We start from the raw sequence: 26,365 nt of genomic DNA, 5'->3' as shown, positions 1-26,365 counted from the left end.
CCTCACGGCTTGATGCCGTGCCTGCGCAACAGCCGGTAGAAGTGCACGCGGTCCATGCCGGCGGTGATGGCGGCCTGGGCCACCTTGCCCTGGTGCTTCTCCAGGAGCGCGCGCAGGTAACGACGCTCGAAGTCGTCCACCACGCGGCGGCGCTGCTCCGCGTACGGACGCGACAGGTCCACCTCCAGCGGGCTGCCTTCCGGACGTGAGTCCTCCTCCGCCAGCGGCAGCGCGTCCTCGAACACCAGGCAGCGCTCCAGGTGGTTGCGCAATTCGCGCACGTTGCCCGGCCACGCCGCGTGCCTCAGCCGCGACAGGAACTCCGGCGTGCGCAGCGCTCCCGTGCGCTCCGGATCCGCGCCCAGCGACTTGAGGATGCCCGACACCAGCATCGACAGGTCCTCCGGCCGCTGACGCAGCGATGGCATCCCGATGCGCAGCACCGCGAGCCGGAAGAAGAGGTCGGAGCGGAAGCGCCCCGCGTTCACCTCCGCGCGCAGGTCGCGGTGGGTGGCCGCCATCAACCTCACGTCCACCGGCAGGTACGTGTTGCTGCCCACCCGGCGGATCTCCCGGTTCTCCAGCACGCGCAGGAGCTTGGGTTGGAGCTCCGGGGGCAGTTCGCCAATCTCGTCGAGGAAGACGGTGCCTCCGTCGGCCTCTTCGAAGACGCCCGCGCGCCGGCTCACCGCGCCGGTGAAGGAGCCCTTCTCGTGGCCGAACAGCTCGCTCTCCAGGATGTGCGCGGGGATGGCGCCGCAGTCCACCACCAGGAAGGCCGCGTCCTTGCGCCGGCTGGCCTGGTGGATGGCGAGCGCCGCCTGGCTCTTGCCGGTGCCCGTCTCGCCCTCCAGCAGCACGGTGACGTCGCGCGCGGCGGCGCGCTCCATCATCGCGAAGCAGCCGCGCATGGCCACCGACGTGCCCACGAGCGACCCGAAGTGCGTCATGTCCGACAGCGGCAGCCGGTTGCTCTCCGCGCTGAAGTCGAAGCGCAGCACCACGCGCCCCAACCTGAGCAGGCTGCCACTGCGCAGGATGCCCTCCACCACCTGCACGCCGTCCACGATGACGCCGTTGAGGCTGTCCAGGTCCTTCACCTGCGGGCCCTTGGGGCCTATCTTCACCTCGCAGTGGAAGCGCGACACGGTGGAGTCCTCCACCGCGCAGTCGTTGAGCGGATGCGAGCCCACCGAGCAGGTGTCGGACGTGGACTCCCACACCATGCCCGCGCCCGGGCCCTCCACCACGGACAGGCGGAAGCGACGCACCACAGGCAGGTCCCCCGGACGGCGGGCCTGCTCGTAGGGCAGCGTCACATGGAGCGCGGCCTCCGCCTCCGCTTCGTCCGGGCGGGTGCCCTTGTCCTTGTGCTCTCCCGGGGCCCCGTCGACGCGGGTTCGATCCGACACAGACATGCAAATCAAGCTACCACGTCCGGGCCACCCCGGGCGGAGCACCACGGGGTGGGGTGAACACAAGGCCAGCCGGGCGCCGGCCCGTCAGCTGAGCGTGACGTCCAGGAACATCATCAGGACGAAGCCCACCATCAGCCCGGCCGTGGCCTCCTTCGCGTACTCCTGGCGGTGGCTCTCCGGGATCATCTCGTCGCTGACGACGTACAGCATGGAGCCGCCCGCGAACGCGAGCGCCCACGGCAGGATGCCGGACGCGAACGAGGTGGCGAAGAAGCCCACCAGCGCGGCGGCCCCCTCCACCAGCCCCGTGTACAGCGCCACCAGCACCGCCTGCCCCCGGCTGTACGCCACGCCCATCAGCGCCAGCGCGACGACGAAGCCCTCCGGGATGTCCTGCAACCCGATGCCCACGAGGATGGGCGCGGCGATCTCCATGGAGCGGCTGCCCACGCCAGTGCCCACGGCGAGCCCCTCCGGGAAGTTGTGCAGCGCGATGGCCAGCACGAACAGCCAGATGCGCTTGAGGTTCGCGGCCTGGGCGTTGCCCTCCTGGCCCTTGATGAAGTGCTCGTGGGGGATGTAGCGGTTGCACAGGTGCAGGAACAGGCCGCCCACCAGCATGCTGCCCCCCACCACCAGTGCGGCGGTGAAGCGCGACGCGTAGCGTTGTTCTCCCAGTTCGATGGCGGGCACCACCAGCGAGAAGGCCGTGGCCGCGAGCATCACGCCCGCGCTGAAGCCCATCAGCACGTCCTTCGAGCGCCGGGAGATGTCGCGCGCCGCCAGGGCCGGCAGCGCGCCCAGGCTGGTGGAGAGGATGGTGACCGCGCTGCCTGCGAGCGCCAGGGCGAGGGTGGACGTGCCGAAACCGCTGTCGGACATGGCCCTCCAACCTGTCCCACTCCTCCGCGTGCGGCCACCTTTTCCGCCGGGGCCCCGCGCGAGGCTCTCGCCGCGGAACAGGGTGACCCCAGCTGTGCCGCCTCCCACTGCCGGAAGTGCGCCTGGAGCAGCGCGCCCGCGCCGTCGCCGGGCACCGAGCACCCCTGGACGAACGGGGTGGACTGCCAGGTCGCCAGGTCCTTCACCAGGGGGCCGGGCACGTTGAAGGCGTGACCTGGCAGGCCGGTGCAGGACGGGGGACGTCAGGGGCGAAGCCGCTGCTTCTCGCGCAGGAGCAGGTGCCACTCCTGGAGGTTCAGCTGAGGGCGCCCAGCCACGCATCGATTTCGGGATCCATGCGCGGATCCACGCTCCTCGCCCACCAGCTCCGTCAGGCGCTCCTGGAGATAGGCCACCAGCGCCGTGTCACGCGCCTGGATGGCGGCGGGCACGGCCGCGTGCAGCGACTCCAGCGTCGCGGACCGGTCCAGCGCCGCCAGCCCATCCCAGCACCCGGGCATGGGAATCTGTTCGCGCGGTGCCTGGCTCGCGCCTGAGGCGGCGGCCACGGGAGCGCTGCTCGCGGGTGCGGCCGTCGGGCGGGAAGGGCCCGTGAGACCTGGCGTTGGAGGGCTCTCACCATCTGTAGTGCGTGGTCGAGTTCACGTACGCCGCCGTGTCGCAGATGGGACCGTTCGCGGTGGCCGCCGTTGCCGGACCGGCCCCCACCGCAGCGGCCAGCGTCGCCACGGTGGACATCAACGTCTTCAGCTTCATGGGTGCCTCCTCCCGTCGTCGCACTGCCTCGCCGGAGGCCCGGCCCAACGGTGGACCCGCCCCCTTGCCCGACCCACCTATCCCTGGGAATGGGGCGTGGGTCCAGAAGCCGTAATGCATGGAAACCGGCTTGTGTCCCAGGAATTGAAAGTTGAGAAACGCAACAATTCCGAGGGGTTCCGTGCCGCGCTGTGTCGTTTTCCTCTGGAGCACGCAACCCGGGCGAAACGTTCACGAGAATCTGGAATGTCGGCCTTCGCCCGACGCCTGGCGCCCCGTCGCCGGGACCTGCATCGGGTGTCCTCGCGTCACCTGGGAGAAACGTCATGGCCCCGATTGGAAAGACCGGTTCGCGCCCCTCGCCCGTGGTGAAGCCGGAGACGACGGCGACGCCCGCGGTGCGCCCCAACGCGGTGAAGGCCGCCGTGTCCCAGCGGATGAAGGACGGCTTCGAGGCGGGGCCTCGCACGGCTCCGTCGCGGTCCCAGGGGGCGAAGGAGATCGGGACGGCGCTTCCCGCGCTCCCGGGCAGTGAGGGCAAGAAGGCCGGCGGCTTCTTTGCCGGCCTGGGGTCGGCCATCAGCGATGCCGCGAAGAACGTGGCCAAGGCGGTCGTGGCCGCCACGACGCCGCAGGTGAGCACCAACGCCGCCGGCAACACGGTGGTGGACCTGGGCATAGGCAACAACACCGCCACGGTGTCGCAGAACAAGGACGGCGGGCTGACCATCAAGTCCGGGACGGACACGGTGACGCTCACGGCCGAACAGGCGAAGGGCGCCATCATCAACGGCGGCGCCGGCGACGACTCCATCACGCTGGACGCGAGCGTCACGCAGGACCTCACGCTGGACGGCGGCGCGGGCAACGACAAGCTGGTGGGCGGCAAGGGCAACGACACGCTGGTGGGCGGCGCGGGCAACGACACCGTCATCGGTGGCGAGGGCAACGACACGCTGAGCGGCCTGGACGGCGACGACTACCTGGAGGGCGGCGCGGGCGATGACAGCATCGAGGGCGGCGCGGGCCGGGACGTGCTCTACGGCCTGGACGGCAACGATTCGATGTCCGGCGGCGGGGAGCGCGACTACATCGACGCGGGCGCGGGCGACGACAAGGTCGACGGCGGCGAGGGCGACGACCAGGTCATCGGCGGGCGCGGCAACGACACGCTGAGCGGCGGCGCGGGCAACGACGCGGTGGCGGGCGGCGCGGGCGCGGACACCGTCGAGGGCGGCGAGGGCACCGACAAGCTGTACGTGGAAGAGAACGAGACGACCGCCGACGCGGCCAAGGGTGAGCGGGAGATCGTCGACATGACGGACGCGGATCAGCGCGGCTCGTCCGTCTCCGTCACGGGCAGCGCGGAGTTCCAGGCGCGCACGCAGTCGGACCTGGACGCGATGCGCTCGCTGCCGTCGGGCCAGGAGCTGCTGCGCACGCTGGATGACAGCGGCAAGAAGACGACCATCCGCGAGACGTCCGCCGGCAACAGCGCGGGCGGCACGAACTTCAACGATGGCTTCATGAACAAGGACGGCACGGCGGGCAAGGGCACGGACGCGCAGGTGAACTACAACACCACGCGCATCTCCCTGGGCACCGAGGAGTGGATGAACCGTCCGCCCGTCGTCGGCCTGTTCCACGAACTGGTGCACGCTTCGGACATGGTCAACGGCACGCTGGCGCTGGGCGATAAGAACGGCACGCGCAACCTGGAGACCTCCGCGGTGGGTCTGCCCATCGACCTGGACCAGAACGCGGCCACGCCGGACGTCGTCCAGGGCGGCCGTCCCGGGGAGAACGTCCTGCGCGACGACCTGAACCTGCCCACCCGGCCGCGCTACTAGTCGCATGCGAGCGCTCCTCCGGACTGGCGCCTGGGTGGTGCTGGCTGTCATCGTCGGTTGCGCGCGGGCGCCGGAGCGGCCCGCGAACCCCGGAGGACATCGCGTGGCCCAGGCGGACGTGGAGCTGAAGGTGGAGTCGGTGGCTCGCGAGGCGGACACGCTCGCGGTCACCTACGCGGTGCACAACCGGACGTCCCGCGCCGTGCTGCTCGTGGACGGGCTGTGGGACGTGGGCTTCAGCGGTCACCTCACGCTGGCGCCGGAGCGGGCCTACGTGGACCTGTCCGGTGGCCGGGTGGTGCTGTCGCGGATGCTGCTGCCGGTGCCGGAAGACCTGATGGTGGAGGCGCCGGAGGTGCCCGCGGTCACCCGCGTGGAAGCTGGCGCCACGGCGAACCGCCGCGCGGTGGTGCCGCTGCCCCTGCGCACCGCCCTGCCGTACCCCACGGGCCCCGAGGAGACGCGCGAGCTGTCGGAGGTGCGCGAGGTGTCCCTGCGCGTGGGCTACCTGCCGGACGCGGACGCCATGACGCTGCACGCGGGCAAGGATTCGCAGGGCACGGCCGTCCAGACGCCGGAGTACGGGCCCGTGGTGAAGGCGCAGCGGGTGCTGGACAGTGGCCCGCTGCCGGTGTCGGGCGCGAAGTAGGGAGCGCGCGTCCTGGCATCGCCTGAAGAATCGCCCGGAGAATCATCCGAAGACCTGCCGGAAGACGGACGCACCGCGGAGGTGGGCCCCGTCCTCGTCACCGAGGATGAGACGGGGCGTCGCTCGCTGCGCTTCGGTGACGGAGGGGCGCGCCAGAGCGTGGTGTGGCCCGGGGACCCGCTGCGGCTGGAGCTGCCCTACACGCGCATGGCGATGGTGGCGCTGGCGTTCGTGCCCCAGCCGGAGAACATCCTCGCGGTGGGGCTGGGCGGCGGGGCCATCCCGATGTTCCTGCGCAAGGTGTTGCCCGACACGCACATCGACGTGGTGGAGGTGGACGCGGCGGTGGTGGAGGCCGCGAAGGAGTACTGCGGCTTCCAGGAGGACGCGCTGCTCAAGGCGCACGTGGCGGATGGGCGGGCCTTCATCGAAGCCGACGGGCCACCATATGACGTCATCATCCTGGACGCGTATGGGGCGGACCACATCCCCCTGCACCTGGCGACGCGCGAGTTCCTGGGCGCGGCGCGCGCGCGGTTGACGCGGGGCGGGGTGGTGGTGGGCAACGTGTGGGAGTCGGCGGCGAACCCGCTCTTCGACGCGATGGTGCGCACCTACCAGGTGAGCTTCCACGGCCTGTCCCTCTTCGAGGTGCCCTCCAGCACCAACCGCATCCTGGTGGGCCTGGAGGGGCCCCTGAGGCTGACGCGCGAGGCGTTGGTCGCCCAGGCCCGGCGCGTGGAGCGGGAGCGGGGCCTTCCCTTCCGGCTGGGCAACATGGTGGCGCAGCGCTACCGGCCCCTGACGCGGCGGCTCAAGCGGGGGCGGGTGCTGACGGACGCAGGGCTGGGGCAGCCCGACCTCTTCCTGGATGAATGAAGGACAGAGTGGCGGTCGCTCTGCTGGCCAGTGAGCACGGCCCTGGCCGGCCGCGCCTGATTCAAGGGGCGGCGCTGCTAATCTTGAATGCTTGGTACGTCAGCACCTGCGGGAGACGCGATGAACGGCGCGAACGACGGACGACCTGGCCAGCCCTCTTCTTCCGGTGGGGACGAGGAGCCGCTGACGGACGGGACCTCCGACGGTGAGGTCGAGCCTGATGCGCCGCGCCCGCCGCCCATCTGCGTGCTGGAGGGCAACACGCTCAATACGCGGCTGACGCGCGCCCTGGGCCTCCACTATCCCTTCGTGGGCGCGGGAATGGCGTTCGTGTCCCTGCCACCGCTGGTCATCGCGGTGTCGGAGGCGGGGGGGCTGGGGATGCTGGGCGGGACGCCCGAGCCGCCGCTGGTGCTGGAGGCGCGGCTGAAGGCCATCCAGGCAGGCACGCAGCGGCCCTACGGCGTGGACTTCATCGTCGACCGGCTGGAGCCGCAAGGCTTCACGTCGCGCGACCACGTGGATACGTGCGTCGCGGCGAAGGTGCCGGTGGTGGTGTTCCACTGGACGCTGCCGCCGCTGGAGTGGATTCGCGCGCTGCAGGCGGTGGGGACGCGGGTGTGGATGCAGGCGGGGACGGTGGAGCTGGCGCGGCAGGCGCTGGAGGCGGGGATGGAGGGGTTGATCGCCCAGGGGCGGCAGGCGGGAGGGCGCAACCTGGGCAGCACGCCGACGCTGTCGCTGGTGCGCGAGTTCCGGGCGCTGTCGAACGACGTACTGGTGCTGGCCGCGGGAGGCATCGCGGACGGGTTCAGCGCGGCGAGGGCGCTGCATCAGGGCGCGGACGGTGTCTGGGTGGGCACGCGGCTCGTCGCGTCGGTGGAGGCGTACGCGCACCCGCTCTACAAGCAGCGGGTGGTGGACGGGGACGCGGGCGACACGACCCTGACGACGCTGTTCGGTCCGGAGTGGCCGGGCAAGCGCATTCGGGTGATCCGCAACCGCGCGGTGCGCGAGTGGGCGGGGCGTGAGTCGCGCGTGCCGCCACCGGGGCCGGTGCCGGAGACCATCGGGACGACGCGGCTGTTTCCCGGCGTGCTGGACGTGCCGTACGTGATGCCGAAGTTCAGCTCGTTCCTGCCCACGCCCGACACGCAGGGGGACCTGGAGGAGATGAGCCTTCCGGCGGGGGGCGCGAGCATGTCGCGCATCGACACGGTGCAGCCCGCCGGGCAGATCGTCGTGGAGATGATGGAGCGGGCCCGCCGACTCCTGGAGTCACCCGAGGGGCTGGATGAGGAGGACGAGGACGACCGGGGTTAGGGCGGCGAGGGGAGCAGCTTGTCGAGGCGCTCCTCCCACGCTCTGAGTGTCTCCTCGATGTACGCGCGCTCCTGCGTCGTGGTCGCCTTGGCGGCGGATTTCTTTATCATCACCAGCCCTGCCTTCAGGTCCGCAGGGGGCTCGTTCTTCCCACTTCGCCTGTACATCTCCCTGGAGCGCGACTGGATGCGCAGCATCAGCCGTGTCTGCTCCACTGCTCCCTTGGAGGGGGGCTTGGGGCTGGGGGGCGTGGGACTGGTGGTGTCTGGGAGCGGCGTCGCGACCGGTTCGTCCTTCCCGGGGAGCGGCGGCTGCGGCGGGGGAGGCGACACGTCCGGGCGCGGCGTGGGCTTGGGGGCAGTGACAGCTGTCGGTGATGGGAGCACGACGGCCGGCGGTGCCGGTGCCACGACGACCGGCGGTGTTGGAAGCCTTGGCCAGAGGACGGCGGCTCCCAGGCCCAGGAGCACCAGCGCTCCTCCCACCTTCCAGCCGCGCCCTTGAGAACCGCGGAGGGCCTTGAGGGCCTCCAGGGTGTCGGGCGTGAAGGCATCAGACCCCGAAGAGGGCGGCCCCTGGACGGCGTCGCGCTTCGTGGCCGACGGCGCATGGGGCGCCACACGCAGCGGGATGCGCTTCAGTTTCTCACGCACCTCCTCCGCGGAACCGGGCCGGGCTGCGGGATCCTTCTCCAGCAGGTGCAGCACCAACGCATCGAGTTCCGGAGGGATGCCCGGGACGCGCGATGAGGGCGCCGACGCTGGCTGATCCAGGTGCGCGAACATCACCTGGACGGCATCTCCCTGGAACGGGCGCACGCCGGTGAGCAACTGGAACAGCATCACGCCCGCCGCGTACAGATCCGTCTCCGGGCCCACGCTGCCGCCGCGGATCTGCTCGGGCGCCATGAACTCCGGCGTGCCGATGATGGAGCCATCCGAGGTGAGTGGGGTGTCGCGCGACTCCAACAGCTTGGCGATGCCGAAGTCGACCAGCTTGACGGTCGTCGGGGTCTCCGGTGCTTCCACCACGAAGACATTCGCGGGCTTCAGGTCGCGGTGCACCACGCCCGCCCGGTGCGCGGCACCCAGCGCGGCCAGCATCTGGTCCATGACCCAAACCACGCTCCCCAGGTCCATCCGGCTTTGCGCGCGGACGAAGTCGGAGAGCGGCCGGCCCTGGAGCAGCTCCATGATGATGTAGGGCCGTTCGTCCGGGAGGCTGCCGAAGCCGAAGATGTCGATGATGCCCGGGTGCCGGATGGCGTTGACGGACCGGGCCTCCACCAACAGGCGCTGCACCTGCTGCGGGGAGACCAACTCCAGGCGCATGACCTTGATGGCCGCCTGTTTGCCAATGAGCGGGTGCTCCGCGCGGTACACCACGCCCATGCCGCCCGCGCCGATGCGCTCCTGGATGACGAACTCACCCACCTGCATGCCCAGCAGTGGGTCCTCGGCCGCGGACCGCGACTCCGGACGTGCGCTCTTCGCGGTATCGGGTCTTGCGGAGGGGGCGTTTTTCATTGGGCGGGCGGCGCGGACCATAACCACGCGGTCCTGATGCTTTCAAACATCCCGTGGGTCACTTCATGGATCAGGATGATCCGTTGGGCTGACCCGTACAGGGTCGCATCAGACTTCCAGCCGGAGCGGCTTTCATGGGGTGCCCGGGTAAGGGAATCACTGTTCGACGCGGGTGCTCCAATCCTGAAGTTCCTTCTCGACGATCTCTCGTTCCTGCAGGGTCTTCGTGAGGGCGGCGGTGTCCATGAGGTCCAGAAGCTCCCGCTTCATCTCCGCGGGCGTCGTGCCTTGGCTCCGTCTGTCGAACTGGTCGAGGAGCGCCTGGATGCGTTGGACCTGCTGCTCCTTCGTGGGTGGAACCGGCGTCGGCGGAGGGGGGCCTTCCTTCGGCCGAGGCGCGGGTGGGGCGCTCGGGCGCTGCTCCGCCTGGCGGAGTCGGCTGACGGTGGCGCTCACGCACAGGACCACCAGTGCTCCGATCAGCCACCATCCGGGGCTGAGCGGACGCCGGAGGGCCTTGAGGGCTTCCCTGATTTCGACGGTGGATCCACCCGCGTCCTTGCGAGAGGCCGCCGGAGGCGCGCCACGCTTCGCGGTCGAAGGCGCATGGGGCGCCGACCGCAGCGGGATGCGCTTCAGTCTCTCGCGCACCTTCTCCGCGGAAGCGGGTCGCGCCGCGGGCTCCTTCGCCAGCAGGTGGAGCACCAGTGCATCGAGTTCCCGGGGAATGCCCGGGACGCGCGACGAGGGCACCGGGGGCGGCTGATCCCGTTGCGCGAACATCACCTGCAAGGGCTTGCCCTGGAACGGGCGTTCGCCGGTGAGCAGTTGGAACAGCATCACGCCGACGGCGTAGAGGTCCGTCGCCGGGCTGATGGGGTCGCCGTTGATCTGCTCGGGCGCCATGAACTCCGGCGTGCCAATGACGAATCCCTCGGACGTGAGGGGCGTGGTGTCGCGTGACTCCAACAACTTGGCGATGCCGAAGTCGACCAGCTTGACGGAGGGGGGAATCTTCGCGGCTTCGACGACGAAGACGTTCTCGGGCTTCAGGTCGCGATGCACCACACCCGCATCGTGCGCGGCGCCCAGCGCGGCCAGCATCTGGTCCATGACCCAGACCACGCTCTCCAACTCCATGCGCTCCTTCGAGCGGACGAAGTCAGAGAGCGTTCGCCCCTGGAGCAGCTCCATGATGATGTAGGGCCGTTCGTCCGGAAGGCTGCCGAAGCCGAAGATGTCGATGATCCCCGGGTGCCGGATGGCATTGACCGCGCGCGCCTCGACGAGGAGTCGGCGGGCCTGCTGGGGCGAAGCGAGATCCAGGCGCATGACCTTGATGGCCGCCTGTTTGCCAATGAGCGGGTGTTCCGCGCGGTACACCACGCCCATGCCGCCCTCCCCAATGCGCTCCTGGATGACGAAATCGCCCAGTCGCTGGCCCAGAAGGGGATCCACGACAGTGCCAGGCCGGGAGGTCTGCCCTTTGTCGCTTCGGGTGGGGAGAGGCTTTTTCATGAGGGGACGGCGTTCGGTCCAAAAACCTGCGCGGACCGTCCTTGCGGCTCACCTTGGAAAGAGTGTCTCCAGCTTCTGTTTCCAGGCATCCAATTCAATGTTCAAGGCCTGTCGCTCGGTGGCGGTCTGCTCCCGGGCCGCGCGGACGTGGAACGCTCGCAACTGCATTCCGAGTTCCGACCAGGCCTCTCCTCCCGAGTGTTGATTGAACTCCGCGGTGTACTGATCCAGCCGCCGGGCCAGCCGCTGCTCCGCGGGAGTGCCCCTCCTGGGCGATGCATCCGCGACGGTGGCGGGAGGCTCATACCTCACGGCGGGAGGCTCGTGCTTCACGGCGGGAGGCTCGTGCTTCACGGCGACAGGGGGCGCAGGTTCAGGAGGCGCCACGGGAGGCGGGGCGGGAGGTGGAGCGGCGGGCCTTGCGCCAGGTGGCGGCAGGGCCTGATTGAAATGCTTCACCCAGACATCGACGGCCTGCTGGACACGCTCCCGGTCGTTGCCGGTGCGCGCGACGGCCGCGCTCTGGAACAGCCGGAGCAATTCCTCGCGCAGGGCCGCCGGGGGATTGCCGCCCGGGCTTCGGGCATGCAGTTGGTTGGACAGTCCATCCAACCGTTGCGCCAGCAGCTTCTCCGCGAGGGTGCTCCGGGGAATCGCTGGCAACTCGGCGCGAGTCACTCCGGGCGGTGGGGCGGCGAGGGTTGGCGGGGTCGGTGGCGGTGGCGTGGCGGGCTGCGAGGGCGTTGTCGGCGCGGCTTCAGGGCCGATTACCCCCGTGAGCCGCGTGGCGTTCTGCATGAACGTAAGGGTCGCTGCTCCGGATGCCCGGGTCCCGCGGTCCGTTCCGGTCGGCAAGACGGCTCCGTTCTTGCCGCGTCGGGAGGTCTGTCGCGCCGGTGCTGTTCCTGCCTGCGGGACAGGCTCCTGGATGTCGATGTCCTCGGGCGACGTCGGGTCTTGGGCAGGCGATGGCGACTTCGTGGACGCGCTCACGATCTTCGCGGGGGCTTCAACGGGAGGCGGCGTCGGTGCGGCAGGATGGCTGTCTGGCGGGGTTGGCACAGGGCGGAGGACCGCGTTCGCCTGGGTCTCCGACGCGGATTCTGCAATCGCGGGTGCGGGCGCCTCGGATGAGGCCGGACGGCTGAGCCAGAACGCCCCTCCCAGTCCCGCGAGGAGGACCATGCCCCCCACCCACCAGACAGGGCTTCCCGCGCGTCGCGGAGCCAGGAGGGTCATCGTGTCTGGCGTTGGCTGCGGCTTGGAGGGGGCTGCCGTCCGGGTGGCGCTTCGTACCGCCAGTCGCGAGGAGCCCTTCCTCGCTCCAGTGGAAACCCGCTGGAGCTGCTGGCGCGCGGCCTCCGCCGAGGCCGGCCGCAGGGCGGGGTCCTTCGCCAGCAGATGGAGCACCAGCGTGTCGAGCTCCGGCGGGATGCCTTCCGCTCGCGAGGATGGCATCGGCGGGAGTCGGTCGACGTGCGCGAACATCACCTGGACGGGATCGCCCTGGAAGGGTCGCGAGCCGGTGAGCAACTGGAACGCGATGATGCCCACCGCGTAGAGGTCCGTCGCCGGACCCACCTCTCCGCCGCGGATCTGCTCGGGGGCCATGAATTCGGGCGTGCCCAGGATGGATCCGTCGATGGTCGTCGGACCGTCCCGGGACGCCAGCACCTTGGCGATGCCGAAGTCGACCAGTTTGAGACTGGGCTCCGTTCCTGGCAATTCCACCACGAAGACGTTCGCGGGCTTCAGGTCGCGGTGCACCACGCCCGCCGCATGCGCGGCACCCAACGCGGCCAGCATGTGGTCCAACACCCAGACGGTGGTGGGCACGTCCAACCGCTGGGGGGTGGGGGCGAAGTCGGAGAGCGCCCGTCCCCGCAGCAATTCCATCACGATGTAGGGCCGCCCATCCGGGAGGGCTCCGAAACCGAAGATGTCGATGATGCCCGGGTGTTGGATGGCGTTGACCGAGCGGGCTTCCACCAACAATCGCTCTTGCAGTCGGGGTGACGAGATGTCCGCCCGCAGCACCTTGATGGCCGCCTGTTTGCCAATCAGGGAATGGGTGGCGCGATAGACCACGCCCATGCCCCCGGCACCGATGCGCTCGTTGATGATGAACTCCCCGACCTGGGAGGAGATCAGGGGATCCGCGACGGAGACGGAGGAGGAAGACACAGACCTCCCAGAGGACGGAGGTCGTATCGAGGCGGTCGCCGCCTCGTCGGGAACGGACGGACGGTTGGTTTTCATGGAGGGGGCATGCGGCCGGCGGACCATAGCCGTGCAATCCCAACGCTTCCAATTCTCCTGGATGATCCAGGCGGGTCGAAACTGACCTTCCAGGTTCGTCTGGCTTAGACGCCTGACAAACGGATCAGGTAGGTCTGCTCAAGGCGAGGCCGTGGCGTCAATCCCTTGCGTGGGCGCCGTTTGGGCCGGAGAGGGCAGTTCCCGCAGCGCCTCGTCCTGGAGTGCGCCTTCGTCCAGGGCCTCCTGTGGAGGCCCTCCTTCGGGCGGAGTGACCGGCGCGGGACTGGGAATGCTGGCCGGCTCCCTCAGGACAGGGCGCCGCGCGGCCGGAACCGTGGGCTCCTTCTCCGGACCGACCTTGTGTTGAACCCGTCCCCCCACGATTCCGACACCGAAGGCGATGAGCACCGCCGCGCCCACGACGACCTTGTGACGACGCGGCACCGGTGGCGCCACCGGGAGGACCGTCGGCATCGCGACGGGGACCGCCGCCACCACGATCGGTTCAGCCTGGACGGGCGGAGCGCCAGGGATGCGCAGCGCGGCCTCAATGGCGCTCAATTGCTGGCGCGCTGTCTCCGCGGAGTCCGGACGTCGCGCGGGCTTCTTCTCCAGCAACTGGAGCACCAGTGCATCCAACGCCGGAGGAATGCCCTCCGCCTTGGTGGAGGGCGCGGGCGGTACGGCCTCCACCTGCGCGAACATCACCTGCATGTGCTCGCCCTGGAACGGACGCGCGCCCGTCAGCATCTGGAACGCGAGGATGCCCACCGAGTACAGGTCCGCCGCCGGTCCCACCGTGCCGCCGCGAATCTGTTCCGGAGACATGCACTCCGGCGTCCCCGTCATGGCGCCGTTCGCTCCCGGTGACTCCTCCCGAGGCACCTGCGCGATGCCGAAGTCCACCAGCTTGAGCGTGGGCTTTGTGTCCGGCACCTCCACCAGGAACAAGTTCTCCGGGTTCAGGTCGCGATGCACCACACCCGCCCGGTGCACGGCTCCCAGCGCCGACAACAGCTGATCCAACACCCAGACCGTCAGCTCGACGTCCAGCTTGCCCTTCTCGAGCAAGACCTCGGACAGCGTCCGGCCCCGCAACAGCTCCATCACGATGTACGGCCGCCCATCCGGCAGCGTGCCGCAGTTGAAGACGTCCAGGATGTTCGGGTGCCGGATGGCGTTCACCGCCTTCGCCTCCAGCAACAGTTGCTGCTCCCCGCGCCGCGCCATCCGCTCCGCCCGCAGCACCTTGATGGCCGCGTTCTTGCCAATCAGCGGATGCACCGCGCGGTAGACGACGCCCATCCCGCCCGCGCCGATGCGCTCCTCGATGATGAATTCGCCCAGCCGCATCGTCAGCAGCGGATCCACGGACGGTGTGGGGGACTGCTCCGGCGAGGGGGGCTCGGAGGACGACACCGGGTCGGGAACGCCTGGAGTGCTCATGAATTCGCCGGCCATCGGGGGAGGGTACCGCGCGCACCGGGGGTCATCGAAACATCCCGTTACGTGCTACCCCCGTTCGGCTGCCTGCTTTGCTTCACGGGGATTCCCATTTCCATGTCATGGCCTTGCTCCAGCGTCCACCCGGCCCCCCGATTCTCCCCGCCCCGACCTCCTGTCTCCGGGGAATGCTGGCTTCGGCTCACTTCGGGAGGCGCGCCTTCAACTGCTCCTGCCACGCGTCCAGCGCCTGATTCACCTCCATGCGCTGGGTGGCCGTCTGTGCCCCCGCAGCGGAGCCGTAGAGCTTCACGAGCTGCCGCGTGAGCTCCGGGGCGACGTCCTGCCCCTGGGTGCGCTGGCGCAGCTCCGCGACGAGCCGGTCCAGGCGCTGGGCCAGCTTCAGCTCAGCAGGACTGCCCCGGGGCAGCGCGGGCAGTGTGGGAATCACGAGCGGTGGATGCCGGGGCACCACGGGCTGGACGACGGGGGGAGGCGCGTCATGCCGGGCAATGCGCTCGGCCAGCACCTTCTCCCAGGCATCGAGCGCCAGGTGGATGCGCGCGCGTTCCGGGTCGTCCGCGTCCACCGCCGCCCGGTACTGCTGCACCAGTCTGCCCCGCAGCTCTCCCTCCGCATCCACGTCCTTCGCCCGCGCTCGCAGTTGCTTGAAAAGGCCGAACAGCCGCCGCGCCAACCGCTTCTCCGAAGGCGACCCCAGGGGCAACGAAGGCAGTCCCGTCGCTTTCGCCTCGGTGCCCGGCGCGATGTCCGTGGCGTCCCGTGCTTCTTCGGGCGGGACGTCCGGGAGGTTCGGGGTGGGTGGGGCCACGGCGGGCGTGGCCGGAGTCGGGACTTGCGCCTCCGGAGGTTTCACGCGGTTCGGAGCGCTCGCGGGCGCTGCCGACACGGTGGGGGCGGGCGGCATTGGCAGCCGATGCGAAAGTGCCGGCGGCGCTTCCGGAGCCCGGGTCAACGCCCAGAGGCCCGTTGCCAGCAGGACCAGCGCCGCGACTCCCGCCGCCACCAACGGGGCCCTGCGTCGGCGCTCCATCAGCAGGGCCGCGAGCCGCCAGGGAAGCGGCGAGGACGGCGACGTCGGCGCTTCCGCCTCTGGCCGCGTGGCCATGAGTGGCGCGAGAAGTCCGGGGCGCGGCGAGGACGGCGACGCTTCCACCTCCGGCCGCGTGGGCGTCGTCCGCGCCAGCCCCCGCAACTGCTCGCGCACCGCTTCCGCGGAGGCCGGCCGCCGCGTGGGGTCCTTCTCCATCAACTGGAGCACCAGCGCGTCGAGCTGGGGCGGAAGGCCCTTCACCCTCGACGACGGACGGGGCGCGGGCTGCTCCACGTGCGCGAACATCACCTGCACGTTCTCGCCCTGGAAGGGCTTCTCGCCGGTCAGCATCTGGAACGCGAGGACTCCCAGCGCGTACAGATCCGTCGCCGGGCCAATCGCACCGCCTCGAATCTGCTCCGGGGCCATGAAGTCCGGCGTGCCCAGCACGGCGCCATCCGCCAGCGTCAGCCCTTCGTGCGACCGCAACACCTTGGCGATGCCGAAGTCCACGAGCTTGAGCGTGGGCGCGGCGTCCGGCACCTCCACCACGAACACGTTCGCGGGCTTCAGGTCGCGGTGCACCACGCCCGCCCGGTGCGCCGCCCCCAGCGCGGACGCCATCTGATCCAACATCCAGACCGTCGTCCCGACGTCCAGCCGCCCCTGCGCGCGCATCACCTCCGACAGCGGCTGGCCCCGCAGCAGCTCCATCACGATGTACGGACGCCCGTCGGCGAGCCTCCCGAAGTTGAAGATGTCCAGGATGCCCGGGTGCCGGATGGCGTTCACCGTTCGCGCCTCCACCAGCAGCCGCTGCTCCTGCTCCGGCGACATCAGCTCCGCGCGCAGCACCTTGACCGCGGCCTGCTTGCCGATGAGCGGATGCACCGCCCGGTACACCACGCCCATCCCACCCGCGCCGATGCGCTCCTCGATGACGAACTCGCCCATCTGCGTCGACACCAGCGGATCCTCCGCCAGCGGTGTCGGCAGCTCCGGCTCGGTCCTCGTGCGATGCGGGCCGGTGTCTGGAACTCTTCGAGTTTTCATTGAATGTCCGGTTATCCGGTGAGGATAGCGCGGCGGGGTAGGCACCTTGCGACTCCCGGGGGCGCGCCGCGACTTCGCTCGTCTGCTTGCCGACTACCTGGCCCACGAACGTTCAATGGCGCGGTCCTTTTCCCGCGGTTCCCCTCCGGAACTGAACGGTGGCATGCACTGCGGGGTTGCCGGGTGCTTGGAGGCCCTGCTCGCCCTGATCCGCGCGCTGTTCAGGAAATCCCCGGATCCACCGCGACAAAGAGCGACCTGCCGGGAAGGTGGGCCTCAAGGAAACGGGGGTGACCCGTTGTAGAGTCGGGTGTGTCCGTTCAATAGGACGCTCCCGGGTCGTGCTCCTGATCCCTGCTCCTGGGGATCGCACCCGGAGGGGGAACATGGCACCTGCATACGATGCCCTGGTCATTGGCACCGGGTTTGGCGGAGCGGTCGCGGCCTGCCGGCTCGCGCAGGCGGGCCTGTCCGTGTGCGTGCTCGAACGCGGCCTGCGCTACCCGAAGGGCAGCTTCCCGCGCGACTTCGAGGACCCCACCAACGGCTGGCTGTGGCAGCACCGGCAGGGGCTCTTCGACATCAAGCTGCTCAAGGGGATGAGCATCGTGCAGTCCGCGGGGTACGGCGGCGGCTCGCTCATCTACGCCAACGTGCACCTGCGGCCTCCGGCGGAGGTGTTCGCGTCGGGGTGGCCGGAGGGCTACAGCCGCGAGACGCTGGATCCGTACTACGACCTGGTCGCGCACATGATGGACGTGCAGCCCATCACCGCCTCCGCGCGTGGACTGCCGCCGAAGACGAAGCGGATGCACGAGGTGGCGAAGAAGCTGGGCCGTGAAGCCCAGTTCTTCCACCCGAACCTGGCCGTGCGCTTCGCCCCCGCGGGCGAGCCGATGCCCAACAAGTTCGGCGTGATGCAGGAGGGCTGCAACTACTGCGGCGAGTGCGACATCGGCTGCAACGTCCGCGCGAAGAACACGCTCGACCTGAACTACCTGGCCGTCGCCGAACAGCAGGGCGCGGAGGTGTCCACGCAGGCGGAGGTGACGCGCATCGAGCCCCTGTCGCCGGGCTACCGCGTCACGTACACCGACCACGCGGCGGCCGGCATGCAACGCACCGTGGATGCCCGCCGCGTGTTCCTGTGCGCGGGCGCGGTGAACACCACGGAGCTGCTGCTGCGCAACCGCGACGTCCTGGGCACGCTGCCGGATTTGAGCGCGCGGCTGGGCTCGCGCTATTCGGCCAACGGGGACTTCCTCGCCTTCGCCTTCGACACGAAGGAGGCGTGGGACCCCGCCGTGGGCCCCACCATCACCACCGGCATGGTGGTGGAGGAGGGCACGGGCAAGGACAAGACCTGGTTCCTGTTCCAGGAGGGCGGTCACCCGGTGCAGGCGGCGGGGCTGATGCTCGCCATGGATCCGGACCGCGCCCTCAGTCTGCCGGCGGACCTGTTGCAGCGCGAGCTGGTGAAGGTGCTGCGCACGCGCTCGAAGGAGATGGCCACCATCGAGAACGAGCGCGGCCGCTTCCAGGCGGTGTTCCTGGCCATGGGCCGGGACAAGGCCAACGGCCGGCTGTCGCTGTCGCCCGTCACGCGCGAACTCCAGGTGCAGTGGGATGTGCCCGCGAACCTGCCGCTGTACCGCACGCAGGAGCAGTTGTGCGAGGACGTGGCCCGGGCCCTGGGCACGCGCGCCGCGTACAACCCGCTGTGGGAGCGGCTGCACCTGCCGGTGTCCGTGCACAACCTGGGCGGCTGCGCGATGGCGGAGGAGCCCGCGTACGGGGTCCTGGATCCTGAAGGCCAGGTGCATGGCTACCCCGGCCTGTATGTCTTCGACGGCGCGGCGCTGCCGGTGGGCATCGGCGTGAATCCGTCCTCCAGCATCGCGGCCGTGGCCGAGCGCAACGTGGAGCGCGCCATCCGCAAGGTGAAGAACGCGCCGGACTGGGTGGCGCCGGAGCGGGGGCCCGCGAAGCCCGTGTTCGCCGACCCGTCTGCGTCCGTGCGCGTGGGCATGCGGATGATGCCGGTGGTGGAGACGCCGCACACGCCCGTGATGCCGGGGACGGATCCGCTGGGCTCGGTGGTGATTCCTCCCGGCGGCACGGTGGCCTCGCCCACGCCGGTGGTGGGCCTGCGCTTCACGGAGCGGATGAAGGGCTACCTGCACCCGAACCACGTGCCCGCGGACGACTTCGCCGGGGCGGCGCGGGCGGGGCAGCGCGAGGGGGATGTGGCGGAGTTCGTCGTCACCATCACGCTGCCCAACCTGGACCGCTTCCTCGCGCAGGAGTCGCACGGCGGCATCGCGCAGGGCACGCTCCACGTGAAGGGCCTCACGCCTCCGGGCGGCGCGGCGGTGGAGCACGGCGTGTTCAACCTCTTCGTGGACACGGAGCGCTTCTACGAGCGGCGCATGCTGTACCTCTTGCCCTTCACCGGCGTGGACGGCCAGCCGTACCTCCTGGATGGCTACAAGGAGGTCAGTGACAACGCGGGCTTTGACGTGTGGAGCGACACGTCCACGCTCTACTCGGTGGTGCGCAAGGGGCATGAGCGCTCCGGGCCCGTGGTGTCCACCGGCATCATCCGCCTGCACCTGCCGGACTTCCTCCAGCAGCTCACGACGTTCTCGGTGCTGGGCACGTCGTCTCCGCTGAAGCAGGCGGATGCGATCCGGCGTTTTGGCGGCATGTTCATGGGGACGCTCTGGGACGTCTTCGCTCGCGCGAAGTTCGACTAGGGAGGACGGCACATCGTGGGGATGGCGATGCGATACGACGTGGTGGTGGTGGGCTCCGGCTTCGGGGGTTCCATCACCGCGCTCAGGCTCGCGCAGGCGGGCAGGTCCGTGGCGGTGCTGGAGCGCGGGCGGCGCTATGCCCCCGGTCAGTTCCCCCGCGACGTCACGCGCGCGGATGAGCTCCTCTGGCGCCAGCCGTCCCGGCCCCAGGCGAAGGGCCTCTTCGACGTGCGCTTCCTGTCAGGCATCGGAACTGTGACGGCGGCTGGCGTGGGCGGCGGTTCGCTCATCTACGCGAACGTGCACGTGCGGCCGGACCCCATCGTCTTCGACCACCCGCGCTGGCCCCGGGGCTTCAGCCGCGAGGCGCTGGACCCCTACTACGACAAGGTGGCGCGCGAGCTGGACGTGAAGCCGTTCCCCGCGTCCATCCCCCTGCGCAAGCGGGACCTGTTCCAGCAGGCGGCCCGGCGCATGGGCCGTCAGACGTTCGACCCGACGGAGGCCGTGTCCTGGACGGAGCCCTCCGCGCCGGGCCGCAAGGCGTGCCAGTTGTGCGCGGAATGCGAGTTCGGCTGCCAGCACGGCGCGAAGAACACGTTGGATCTCACCTACCTGGCGCGCGCGGAGAAGCTGGGCGCCACGGTGTGGCCGGGCCTGTCCGTGTCCCATGTGCAGCGCGTGGCGGGCGGCTACCGGGTGCACTACCGGGACCTCGCCACCGGGGAGAAGGCGTCCGTGGAGGGGACCCGCGTGGTGCTGTCCGCGGGGGCGCTGGGCACGGTGGAGATATTGCTGCGCAGCCGCGACCGGGCCCGCACGCTGCCTCTGGTGAGCGACCGGTTGGGGTACGGGTACTCCGGCAACGGCGACTTCCTGGGCTCGATGCAGGGCAGCCGCGAGGAGATCCTCCCGTGGGTGGGCCCGGACGTGGCCACGGTGATGAAGTTCTTCGACGCGGCCCCGCGCTTCACGATGGTGACGGCCACCTTCAACAAGCCGGCGACGGCGGTGCTCGCGGGCATGGGCCAGCCGACGCTGGGGGTGCTGGGCGGCGTCGCGGCGCCCCTGTGGCCGAAGCTGGGGCCGCTGCTGCATGGGGCGTTCGCGAAGGGCCTCTTCAACAAGCCCCTGATGAACACGGTGGATCCGGCGCGCACGAGCAACCTGTTCGCCATTGGCCAGGACAACGCCAACGGGCGCATGGGGCTCAAGGGCGACCGCCTGGACATCGAATGGGACTACGCGGGCGAGAACGCGGAGCTGGTGTCCCGGATGATGGGCGCGATGCGGGAGCTGGCGTCGCAGTACGGCGGGACGTTCGCGCCACTGGTGACGTGGGAGCTGTTCCGCCGACCCTTCACGGTGCACTCGCTGGGCGGGGCGCACTTGGCGGAGTCGCCGGACCGTGGCGTCGTTTCGAAGGAGGGGGAAGTGTTCAACTACCCGGGCCTGTTCGTGGCGGATGGCTCCATCATCCCCACGTCGATTGGTTTCCATCCGGTGATGACCATCAGCGCGGTGTCCGAGCGCATCGCGGAGGCGGTGGCCCATGGCTTCTGAACGTCGAGGCAGTGCGGCGGTGTTGCGCGTGGTGTCCGAGTACGGGACGCGGGACGGACTTCCGGTGGCGGAGAAGTATGACTTCCTCGCCGGGGACGGCGTCCCGCTGCGGCTCACGCGCTACGCGGGGGGCACGAAGGGGCCGGTGCTGCTGGTGCACGGCGCGGGCGTGTGGAGCGGCATGTTCATGCTGCCCACGCTGAAGGAGAACTTCGTCCAGTACCTGGTGCGCCACGGCTACGACACGTGGGTCCTGGACTGGCGCGCGAGCGTGCAGTTGCCCCTGCGCCAGTTCTCGCTGGACGACGCGGCGGACTACGACATGCCGGCGGCGGTGCGGCGCATGCGCGAAATCACCGGCGCGGAGTCGGTGCAGGCGGTGGTGCACTGCGCGGGGTCTGCGGCGTTCTTCATGTCGCTCGCGGCGGGACACCTGCCGGATGTGCGCAGCGTGGTGGCGTCTCAGGTGGCGCTGCACCACGACGTGCCGAAGTCCACGCGCTTCAAGGCGCTGCTGCGGGTGCCGGAGCTGCTGGACCTGGGGCTGGACTCGCTCACGTCGGATGACGCCACGAGCACGCCGCTGTTCCAGGCGGCCTTCAGCAAGGTGTCAGGCTTTCTGCGCATGGAGTGCGACAGCCCCGTGTGCCATCGGATTTCGTTCATGTACGGGCGGTTGTACCGGCACTCCCGGCTCAACCGGGAGACGCACTCGCGGCTGGAGGAGCAATTCGGCCGCTGCAACCTGATGACGTTCCGCCACCTGGGGCAGATGGCGCGGGTCGGGCACGCGGTGCGCTACGACCACGGCCGCGCGGGCAACCTGCTGCGCTACGGGCAGGCCCGGCCTCCGGACTACCTGGACCCAGCGCCCTTCAAGCGGCCCATCACGTTCATCTCCGGCGAGAAGAACCAGACGTATCTGCCTTCGTCCACGGAGCGCACCTTCGCGTGGCTGAGCGAGGCGAACGGGGCGCGCTACTACCAGCGCCACGTGCTGCCGGGCTGCGGCCACATCGACACCTTCATGGGCAGCACCGCTTCCGAGGACACCTACCCGGTGCTGCGCGACGCGCTGGAGTTCCAGCCCCGCGCCTCCTGACGTCCGGAACGCGTCACCACTTGGGGGCGCTCGGTTCAGCCTGAGCAGGGCTTCGCGCGCGGCGGGGAGAGGGACCGGGCCTTCGAGCGGCGGGTCTTGAGGAAGGTCGGCATCGGGTGCTCTCCGCTCCCGCGAGCACCGCCTGCTGAAGGCTGTCCCGACACGCTTCCGGGAAGCAGGGGAGCAGGACGACCGCTCGACGACGATGGCACCCCCAGCACCGGTGCTTACCGTTGGCCCGTCGCTGGAGCTCCTTCCCGCGCCTGACTTCCGGAGGCCCACATGAAAGCCGTCGTTCTGAAGGACTATGGGGATGTGGACAAGCTCGCCGTGCAGGACATGCCCGAGCCGAAGGTGGGCCCTGGCGAGGTGAAGGTCCGCGTCACCGCCGCGAGCATCAACCCGGTGGACTGGAAGATCCGACGCGGTGACATGAAGGCGATGATGCCGCTGAAGCTCCCCGCCATCCTGGGCCGCGACGTGTCCGGCGAGGTCATCGAGGTGGGCACTGGCGTGGAGGCCTTCGAGCCCGGTGACCGGGTGATGGGGCTGGTGAACGCCGGCTACGCGGAGACGGTCGTCGCGCCCACGGAGGCCTGGGCGAAGGTGCCCGAGTCCATGGACCTGCGGGATGCCGCCGCGCTGCCGCTGGTGACGCTGACGGGCGTGCAACTGATTGAAGAGCAGGTGCAACCGAATCAGGGTGAAACGCTGCTCATCACCGGCGCGCTGGGCGCGGTGGGCCGCGCGGCCATCTTCGCGGCGCGCGCGCGGGGCGTGAAGATCTGGGCCGGCGTGCGGCGCAAGCAACTGGTGGAGGCCAAGACGCTGGGCGTGGATGGCGTCGTCGCGCTTGATGATCCGAAGGACGTGGCGAAGCTGCCCACGCTGGACGCGGTGGCGGACACGGTGGGCGGTGAGGCCGTGGCCGCGGTGCTGGGCAAGGTGAAGCACGGCGGCGTCGTGGGCAGCGTGGTGGGCGAGCCGAAGGGCGCCAAGGAGAAGGGTCTCATGGTGCGCACCTTCATGTCGCACGTGGACGGGCGCCGGCTGGAGCAACTGGGGGTGAGCGTGGCGAAGGGGGAGCTGGTCATCCCCATCAGCCGCTCGTTCCCGATGAGCGATGCGAAGGAGGCCCAGAAGCTCGCGGAGGAAGGCGGCGTGGGCAAGGTGCTGCTCATCAACTGACGGCCGGTGGTTCAGAACGGGGCGGCGCGGGTGAAGGACACGCGCTGCCCCGTCGCCGGGTGCACGAAGGAGAGGACTTCCGCGTGCAGGAACAGGCGGCGGTCGGCATGCCCGTACAGGGGATCCCCCACGATGGGCGCACCCAGTCCCTGAGGGTGCGCCGCGTGGACGCGGAGCTGGTGCGTGCGCCCGGTGCGCGGGTGGAAGGCCACGCGCGTGCGTCCGGCTTCGCGGTGCAGCACCTTCCAATCGGTGACCGCGGGCTTGCCGTGCACGGGGTCGACAATCTGTCGGGGCCGGTCGTCCAGGTCGACGCGCAGGGGAAGGGTGATGCTGCCCGACTCCTCCCGCACCGGCCCGTCGATGAGCGCCACGTACTGCTTGTCCACGTCGCGGTGGAGGAACTGGCGTTGCAGCGCGGAGTGCGTACGCGCATCCAGCGCCGCGACGAGCAACCCGGACGTGTCCAGGTCCAACCGGTGCACGAGCAGCGGCCCCGTGGCGTGCGGATGGCGTGCGCGAAGACGCGTGAGCACGGAGTCCGTCAGCGCCGCGTCCCGGCCCGGCACCGACAACAGGCCGCACGGCTTGTCGATGATGACCAGCCAGGCGTCCTCGAAGACGATGGCCAGGTCCGGCGTGGGCGCGGGCGGCGGGACGAAGAGCCGGGGCTCGGAGACCTCCAGTCCCTCCAGCATGAACGGCAGCAGGGGACCGCACTTGTCGCGGCACGCCGGATAGAAGGCGCCCTGGATGCGACCTCCGGACGCGGGCGGCGTGCCCCACCAGAACTCCGCGAGCGCCACCGGTTGGAGTCCGTGCGCGAACGCATGGGCGAGCAGCTTCGCTCCCGCGCAGTCCCCCGCGCCGGAGGGTGGCTCCGCGTCGGCGTACAGCGTGCGCAGGGGGCGCGTCTCACCTTGGGCATTGGTGACGGCGTAGGTATCGTGAAGCTGCTTCATGAAACCGCGCGAGACGATGCGCCGCAGCCGGTCCAGGGCCCGGAGCCGGCGCTCGGCCTTCGCTCGGCGGGGGGCCAGATCGTGCCGCGTCTGTTCCTGGGCCGCGTCCCACCGCCGCTTCTCCGCCTTGTCGCCCCGGCTCTCCTGGTCGAGCGCGTGCAGTGCCTCCGCGCGGGTGGCCTCGGTGAAGTCCGTCGTGGCGAGGATCTCCGCGCGGCGGGCGTGGCGCTGGCGGCGGCGGTCCTCGTGGCGCTGGCGCAGGGCCTCGCGCTCCGTGGCTTCGCGGGCCTGACGGGCATCGTCGTCCGCTCGCAGGCGCAGCAGCTCTTCGGAAGTGCTCCACGCTTCGGCGCGCGCGAGCAGGGCCTTCACGGTGGTTTCGGCCAGGGGCTCCACCCGGGCACGGGTCTCGCGGTCGAACAGCGGGGGCACGAAGCCCGGCACGTCCCAGCGTCCCGCGAGCATCGCGGAGAAGGCGCGCAGCACGCCCAGACGTCCATCCCGCTGGCGCACCACCAGCACGCCGAACATCTTCCCGCCGTCCAGTCCTTCCAGGATGCGACTGGAGAGCCCCGGGGCGATGACGCCTTCGCGCAGCGTGGCCTGCATCGATTCGGCGGCGCGGCGCGCGAGGGCGTGCGGCCCCAGTGCGTCGAAGGGGCTGGGGAAGGTACCGGGCACGTCTTCGGGCCGGGGGGCCGGTTCGAGGAGGGTCACGAGCGGATCCACGACCCCCGGGGCTAGCACGAAACCGTACGAAGCGGCGGGGCCCGGACGGTGCGCGCTCAGGCCTCCAGCTAGACTGCCAGCCCCATGGCCACTGCCCGTCCTGTCGCTGTCGGCGTCCTGCTCCTGACCGCGCTCCTCTTCCCGGCCTGGGAGGTGGAAGCCCGCACCGCCATCGTGAAGGCGGGGGAGGGCTGGAGGATGGAGGTGGACGGCCAGCCCTATGTGGCGAAGGGCGTCACCTTCAGTGGCTCTGGTGGCCCCGCGAACTTCGACCATGACTGCGAACGACTGAGCGCCCTGGGCGTGAACACGCTGCGCACCTGGGGCACCGGCGAGGAGACGCCCGCGCTGCTCGATGCCGCGCACAAGCATGGCCTTCGGGTGATGGTGGGGCTGTGGTTGCGGCCGGGCCGCCCCGGCATGGAGAACGATGACGCCTTCGACTACGTCCGCGACGCGAAGGGCCGCGAGGCGCAGCTCCAGGCCACGTTGAAGCAGGTGCGTCGCTTCAAGGACCACCCGGCGGTGCTCGCCTGGGGCCTGGGCAACGAGGTCATCCTCAATTCACCGGATGACGCATCGAAGGTCGCCTACGCGCGCTTCCTGGAGAAGGTCGTCCGAGCGGTGAAGAAGGCGGATGCCGGGCACCCGGTGCTGTCGGTGGATGCGTGGACGCTCGGGGTGCCGTTCTGGGAGAAGTATGTGCCCTCGCTGGATGCCTATGGGTTGAATGTCTATGGCCGGGGCATCCATGCGCTGCCCGACGCCGTGAAACAGGCGGGCGGACGCAAGCCGTGGTTCATCACCGAGTTTGGCGCCCAGGGGGAATGGGAGGCGCCGAAGGACGCGCAGGGACTGAAGGTGGAGCCCGGGGACGGGGAGAAGTACGACGTCATCGTGGACGGCTGGCGCAACGCGCTGGGGCCCCAGGTGCAGGCGGGCCGGTGTCTGGGGTTGTTTGTCTTCAACTACAGCGCATCGTTCGACCACACTGGCATGTGGCTGGGTTTGTTGTCGGGGAATTCCACCCGGCCGACGTGGCACGCGGTGCGGGAGGCGTACACGGGCAAGAAGCCGGAGCCCGCGCTGCCCGTGCCGGTGCGACTGTCCGTCCGGAGCGTGGAGAAGGACGGCGCGGCCACCTGGGCGCTCGTGGACTTCGAGGTCACCGCTCCGCCGGGGACGCCGCTGGACGTGTCGTTCGCGTACAACTTCCGGAACGCGGCCACTCGCGCGGAGCGGGATGGGGTGACGGCGCTGGAGTCCCGGAAGGGGGTTGCGCCGGGCACGTGGCGCGTGCGCCTGCCGGCCGTGACGGGGGCGTTCAAGCTGTATGGGTTGGCGAAGGATGGGGCCGGGAACCTGGTGGCCGCGACGACCTCGGTCGCACCCGTGGCGGTGGTGGCGCCAGCCTCTCCGTAAGGCTCCGGACGA

At 70.1% G+C, this 26,365-nt stretch carries 19 protein-coding genes; 9 read left to right on the top strand and 10 right to left on the bottom strand.

Going from position 1 to position 26,365, the window contains the following annotated elements:
- Positions 1–2: 2 nt before the first annotated feature.
- The 4 genes from OV208_RS17455 to OV208_RS17440 all read right to left on the bottom strand — a co-directional run bounded on the left by OV208_RS17455 (position 3) and on the right by OV208_RS17440 (position 3,077).
- On the bottom strand, positions 3–1,418 hold the full coding sequence (locus tag OV208_RS17455) for a sigma 54-interacting transcriptional regulator (protein ID WP_244238432.1): 1,416 nt from the start codon (positions 1,416–1,418) through the stop codon (positions 3–5).
- Positions 1,419–1,502: 84 nt separating this feature from the next.
- Entirely contained in the window at positions 1,503–2,300 is a 798-nt protein-coding gene (locus OV208_RS17450; protein WP_267574967.1) for a ZIP family metal transporter, read from the bottom strand.
- A gap of 263 nt (positions 2,301–2,563) precedes the next feature.
- Positions 2,564–2,869: a hypothetical protein gene (locus OV208_RS17445; RefSeq protein ID WP_267574966.1), complete on the bottom strand. Its 306-nt coding sequence runs from the start codon at positions 2,867–2,869 to the stop codon at positions 2,564–2,566.
- Positions 2,870–2,936: 67 nt separating this feature from the next.
- Positions 2,937–3,077 (bottom strand): hypothetical protein, encoded by a 141-nt coding sequence (locus tag OV208_RS17440; RefSeq protein ID WP_267574965.1) that lies wholly within the window; start codon positions 3,075–3,077, stop codon positions 2,937–2,939.
- Positions 3,078–3,403: 326 nt separating this feature from the next.
- Here OV208_RS17440 and OV208_RS17435 point away from each other — a divergent pair, with 326 nt between their 5' ends.
- The 4 genes from OV208_RS17435 to OV208_RS17420 all read left to right on the top strand — a co-directional run bounded on the left by OV208_RS17435 (position 3,404) and on the right by OV208_RS17420 (position 7,778).
- Positions 3,404–4,927, top strand: coding sequence for a M91 family zinc metallopeptidase (locus OV208_RS17435; RefSeq protein WP_267574964.1), 1,524 nt, complete (start codon positions 3,404–3,406; stop codon positions 4,925–4,927).
- Between the two features lie 4 nt (positions 4,928–4,931).
- Positions 4,932–5,576 carry a hypothetical protein gene (locus OV208_RS17430; protein WP_267574963.1) on the top strand — a complete coding sequence of 215 codons (645 nt, stop codon included), beginning with the start codon at positions 4,932–4,934 and terminating at the stop codon, positions 5,574–5,576.
- Between the two features lie 81 nt (positions 5,577–5,657).
- Complete coding sequence (locus tag OV208_RS17425) at positions 5,658–6,455, top strand: spermidine synthase (RefSeq protein ID WP_267574962.1); 798 nt, start codon at positions 5,658–5,660, stop codon at positions 6,453–6,455.
- Between the two features lie 120 nt (positions 6,456–6,575).
- On the top strand, positions 6,576–7,778 hold the full coding sequence (locus OV208_RS17420) for an NAD(P)H-dependent flavin oxidoreductase (protein ID WP_267574961.1): 1,203 nt from the start codon (positions 6,576–6,578) through the stop codon (positions 7,776–7,778).
- On the opposite strand, the gene OV208_RS17415 is transcribed toward OV208_RS17420, so the two are convergent.
- The 5 genes from OV208_RS17415 to OV208_RS17395 form a co-directional block, all read right to left on the bottom strand.
- Positions 7,775–9,304, bottom strand: a complete 1,530-nt coding sequence (locus tag OV208_RS17415; protein WP_267574960.1) for a serine/threonine-protein kinase — start codon at positions 9,302–9,304, stop codon at positions 7,775–7,777. The genes OV208_RS17420 and OV208_RS17415 overlap by 4 nt on opposite strands.
- 156 nt (positions 9,305–9,460) lie before the next feature.
- Positions 9,461–10,762 carry a serine/threonine-protein kinase gene (locus tag OV208_RS17410; protein ID WP_267574959.1) on the bottom strand — a complete coding sequence of 434 codons (1,302 nt, stop codon included), beginning with the start codon at positions 10,760–10,762 and terminating at the stop codon, positions 9,461–9,463.
- Positions 10,763–10,870: 108 nt separating this feature from the next.
- Positions 10,871–13,006: a serine/threonine protein kinase gene (locus OV208_RS17405; protein WP_267574958.1), complete on the bottom strand. Its 2,136-nt coding sequence runs from the start codon at positions 13,004–13,006 to the stop codon at positions 10,871–10,873.
- Positions 13,007–13,219: 213 nt separating this feature from the next.
- The gene (locus OV208_RS17400; RefSeq protein WP_267574957.1) at positions 13,220–14,527 is read right to left on the bottom strand and encodes a serine/threonine-protein kinase; all 1,308 of its coding nucleotides are present in this window, start codon (positions 14,525–14,527) and stop codon (positions 13,220–13,222) included.
- 199 nt (positions 14,528–14,726) lie between these two features.
- A complete protein-coding gene (locus OV208_RS17395) occupies positions 14,727–16,631 on the bottom strand; it encodes a serine/threonine-protein kinase (RefSeq protein ID WP_267574956.1) in 1,905 nt (634 codons plus the stop codon).
- Between the two features lie 386 nt (positions 16,632–17,017).
- Here OV208_RS17395 and OV208_RS17390 point away from each other — a divergent pair, with 386 nt between their 5' ends.
- The 4 genes from OV208_RS17390 to OV208_RS17375 all read left to right on the top strand — a co-directional run bounded on the left by OV208_RS17390 (position 17,018) and on the right by OV208_RS17375 (position 23,240).
- Positions 17,018–19,387: a GMC oxidoreductase gene (locus tag OV208_RS17390; RefSeq protein WP_267574955.1), complete on the top strand. Its 2,370-nt coding sequence runs from the start codon at positions 17,018–17,020 to the stop codon at positions 19,385–19,387.
- 21 nt (positions 19,388–19,408) lie between these two features.
- On the top strand, positions 19,409–20,950 hold the full coding sequence (locus OV208_RS17385) for an FAD-dependent oxidoreductase (protein ID WP_267574954.1): 1,542 nt from the start codon (positions 19,409–19,411) through the stop codon (positions 20,948–20,950).
- Positions 20,940–22,052 (top strand): alpha/beta fold hydrolase, encoded by a 1,113-nt coding sequence (locus tag OV208_RS17380; RefSeq protein ID WP_267574953.1) that lies wholly within the window; start codon positions 20,940–20,942, stop codon positions 22,050–22,052. Before OV208_RS17385 ends, OV208_RS17380 begins: the two co-directional genes overlap by 11 nt.
- 282 nt (positions 22,053–22,334) lie before the next feature.
- The gene (locus OV208_RS17375) at positions 22,335–23,240 is read left to right on the top strand and encodes an NADP-dependent oxidoreductase (RefSeq protein ID WP_267574952.1); all 906 of its coding nucleotides are present in this window, start codon (positions 22,335–22,337) and stop codon (positions 23,238–23,240) included.
- 11 nt (positions 23,241–23,251) lie between these two features.
- Here OV208_RS17375 and OV208_RS17370 read toward each other — a convergent pair whose 3' ends face one another.
- Positions 23,252–24,919 (bottom strand): RluA family pseudouridine synthase, encoded by a 1,668-nt coding sequence (locus OV208_RS17370; protein WP_324291389.1) that lies wholly within the window; start codon positions 24,917–24,919, stop codon positions 23,252–23,254.
- Positions 24,920–25,015: 96 nt separating this feature from the next.
- Between OV208_RS17370 and OV208_RS17365 the strand changes: the two genes are divergently transcribed.
- Positions 25,016–26,353: a glycoside hydrolase family 2 TIM barrel-domain containing protein gene (locus OV208_RS17365; RefSeq protein WP_267574951.1), complete on the top strand. Its 1,338-nt coding sequence runs from the start codon at positions 25,016–25,018 to the stop codon at positions 26,351–26,353.
- Positions 26,354–26,365: the final 12 nt, after the last annotated feature.

Origin of the sequence: Corallococcus sp. bb12-1, assembly GCF_026626765.1 — a bacterium.
GTDB lineage: Bacteria > Myxococcota > Myxococcia > Myxococcales > Myxococcaceae > Corallococcus > Corallococcus terminator.
This window is presented reverse-complemented; position numbering and strand designations above follow the sequence as displayed.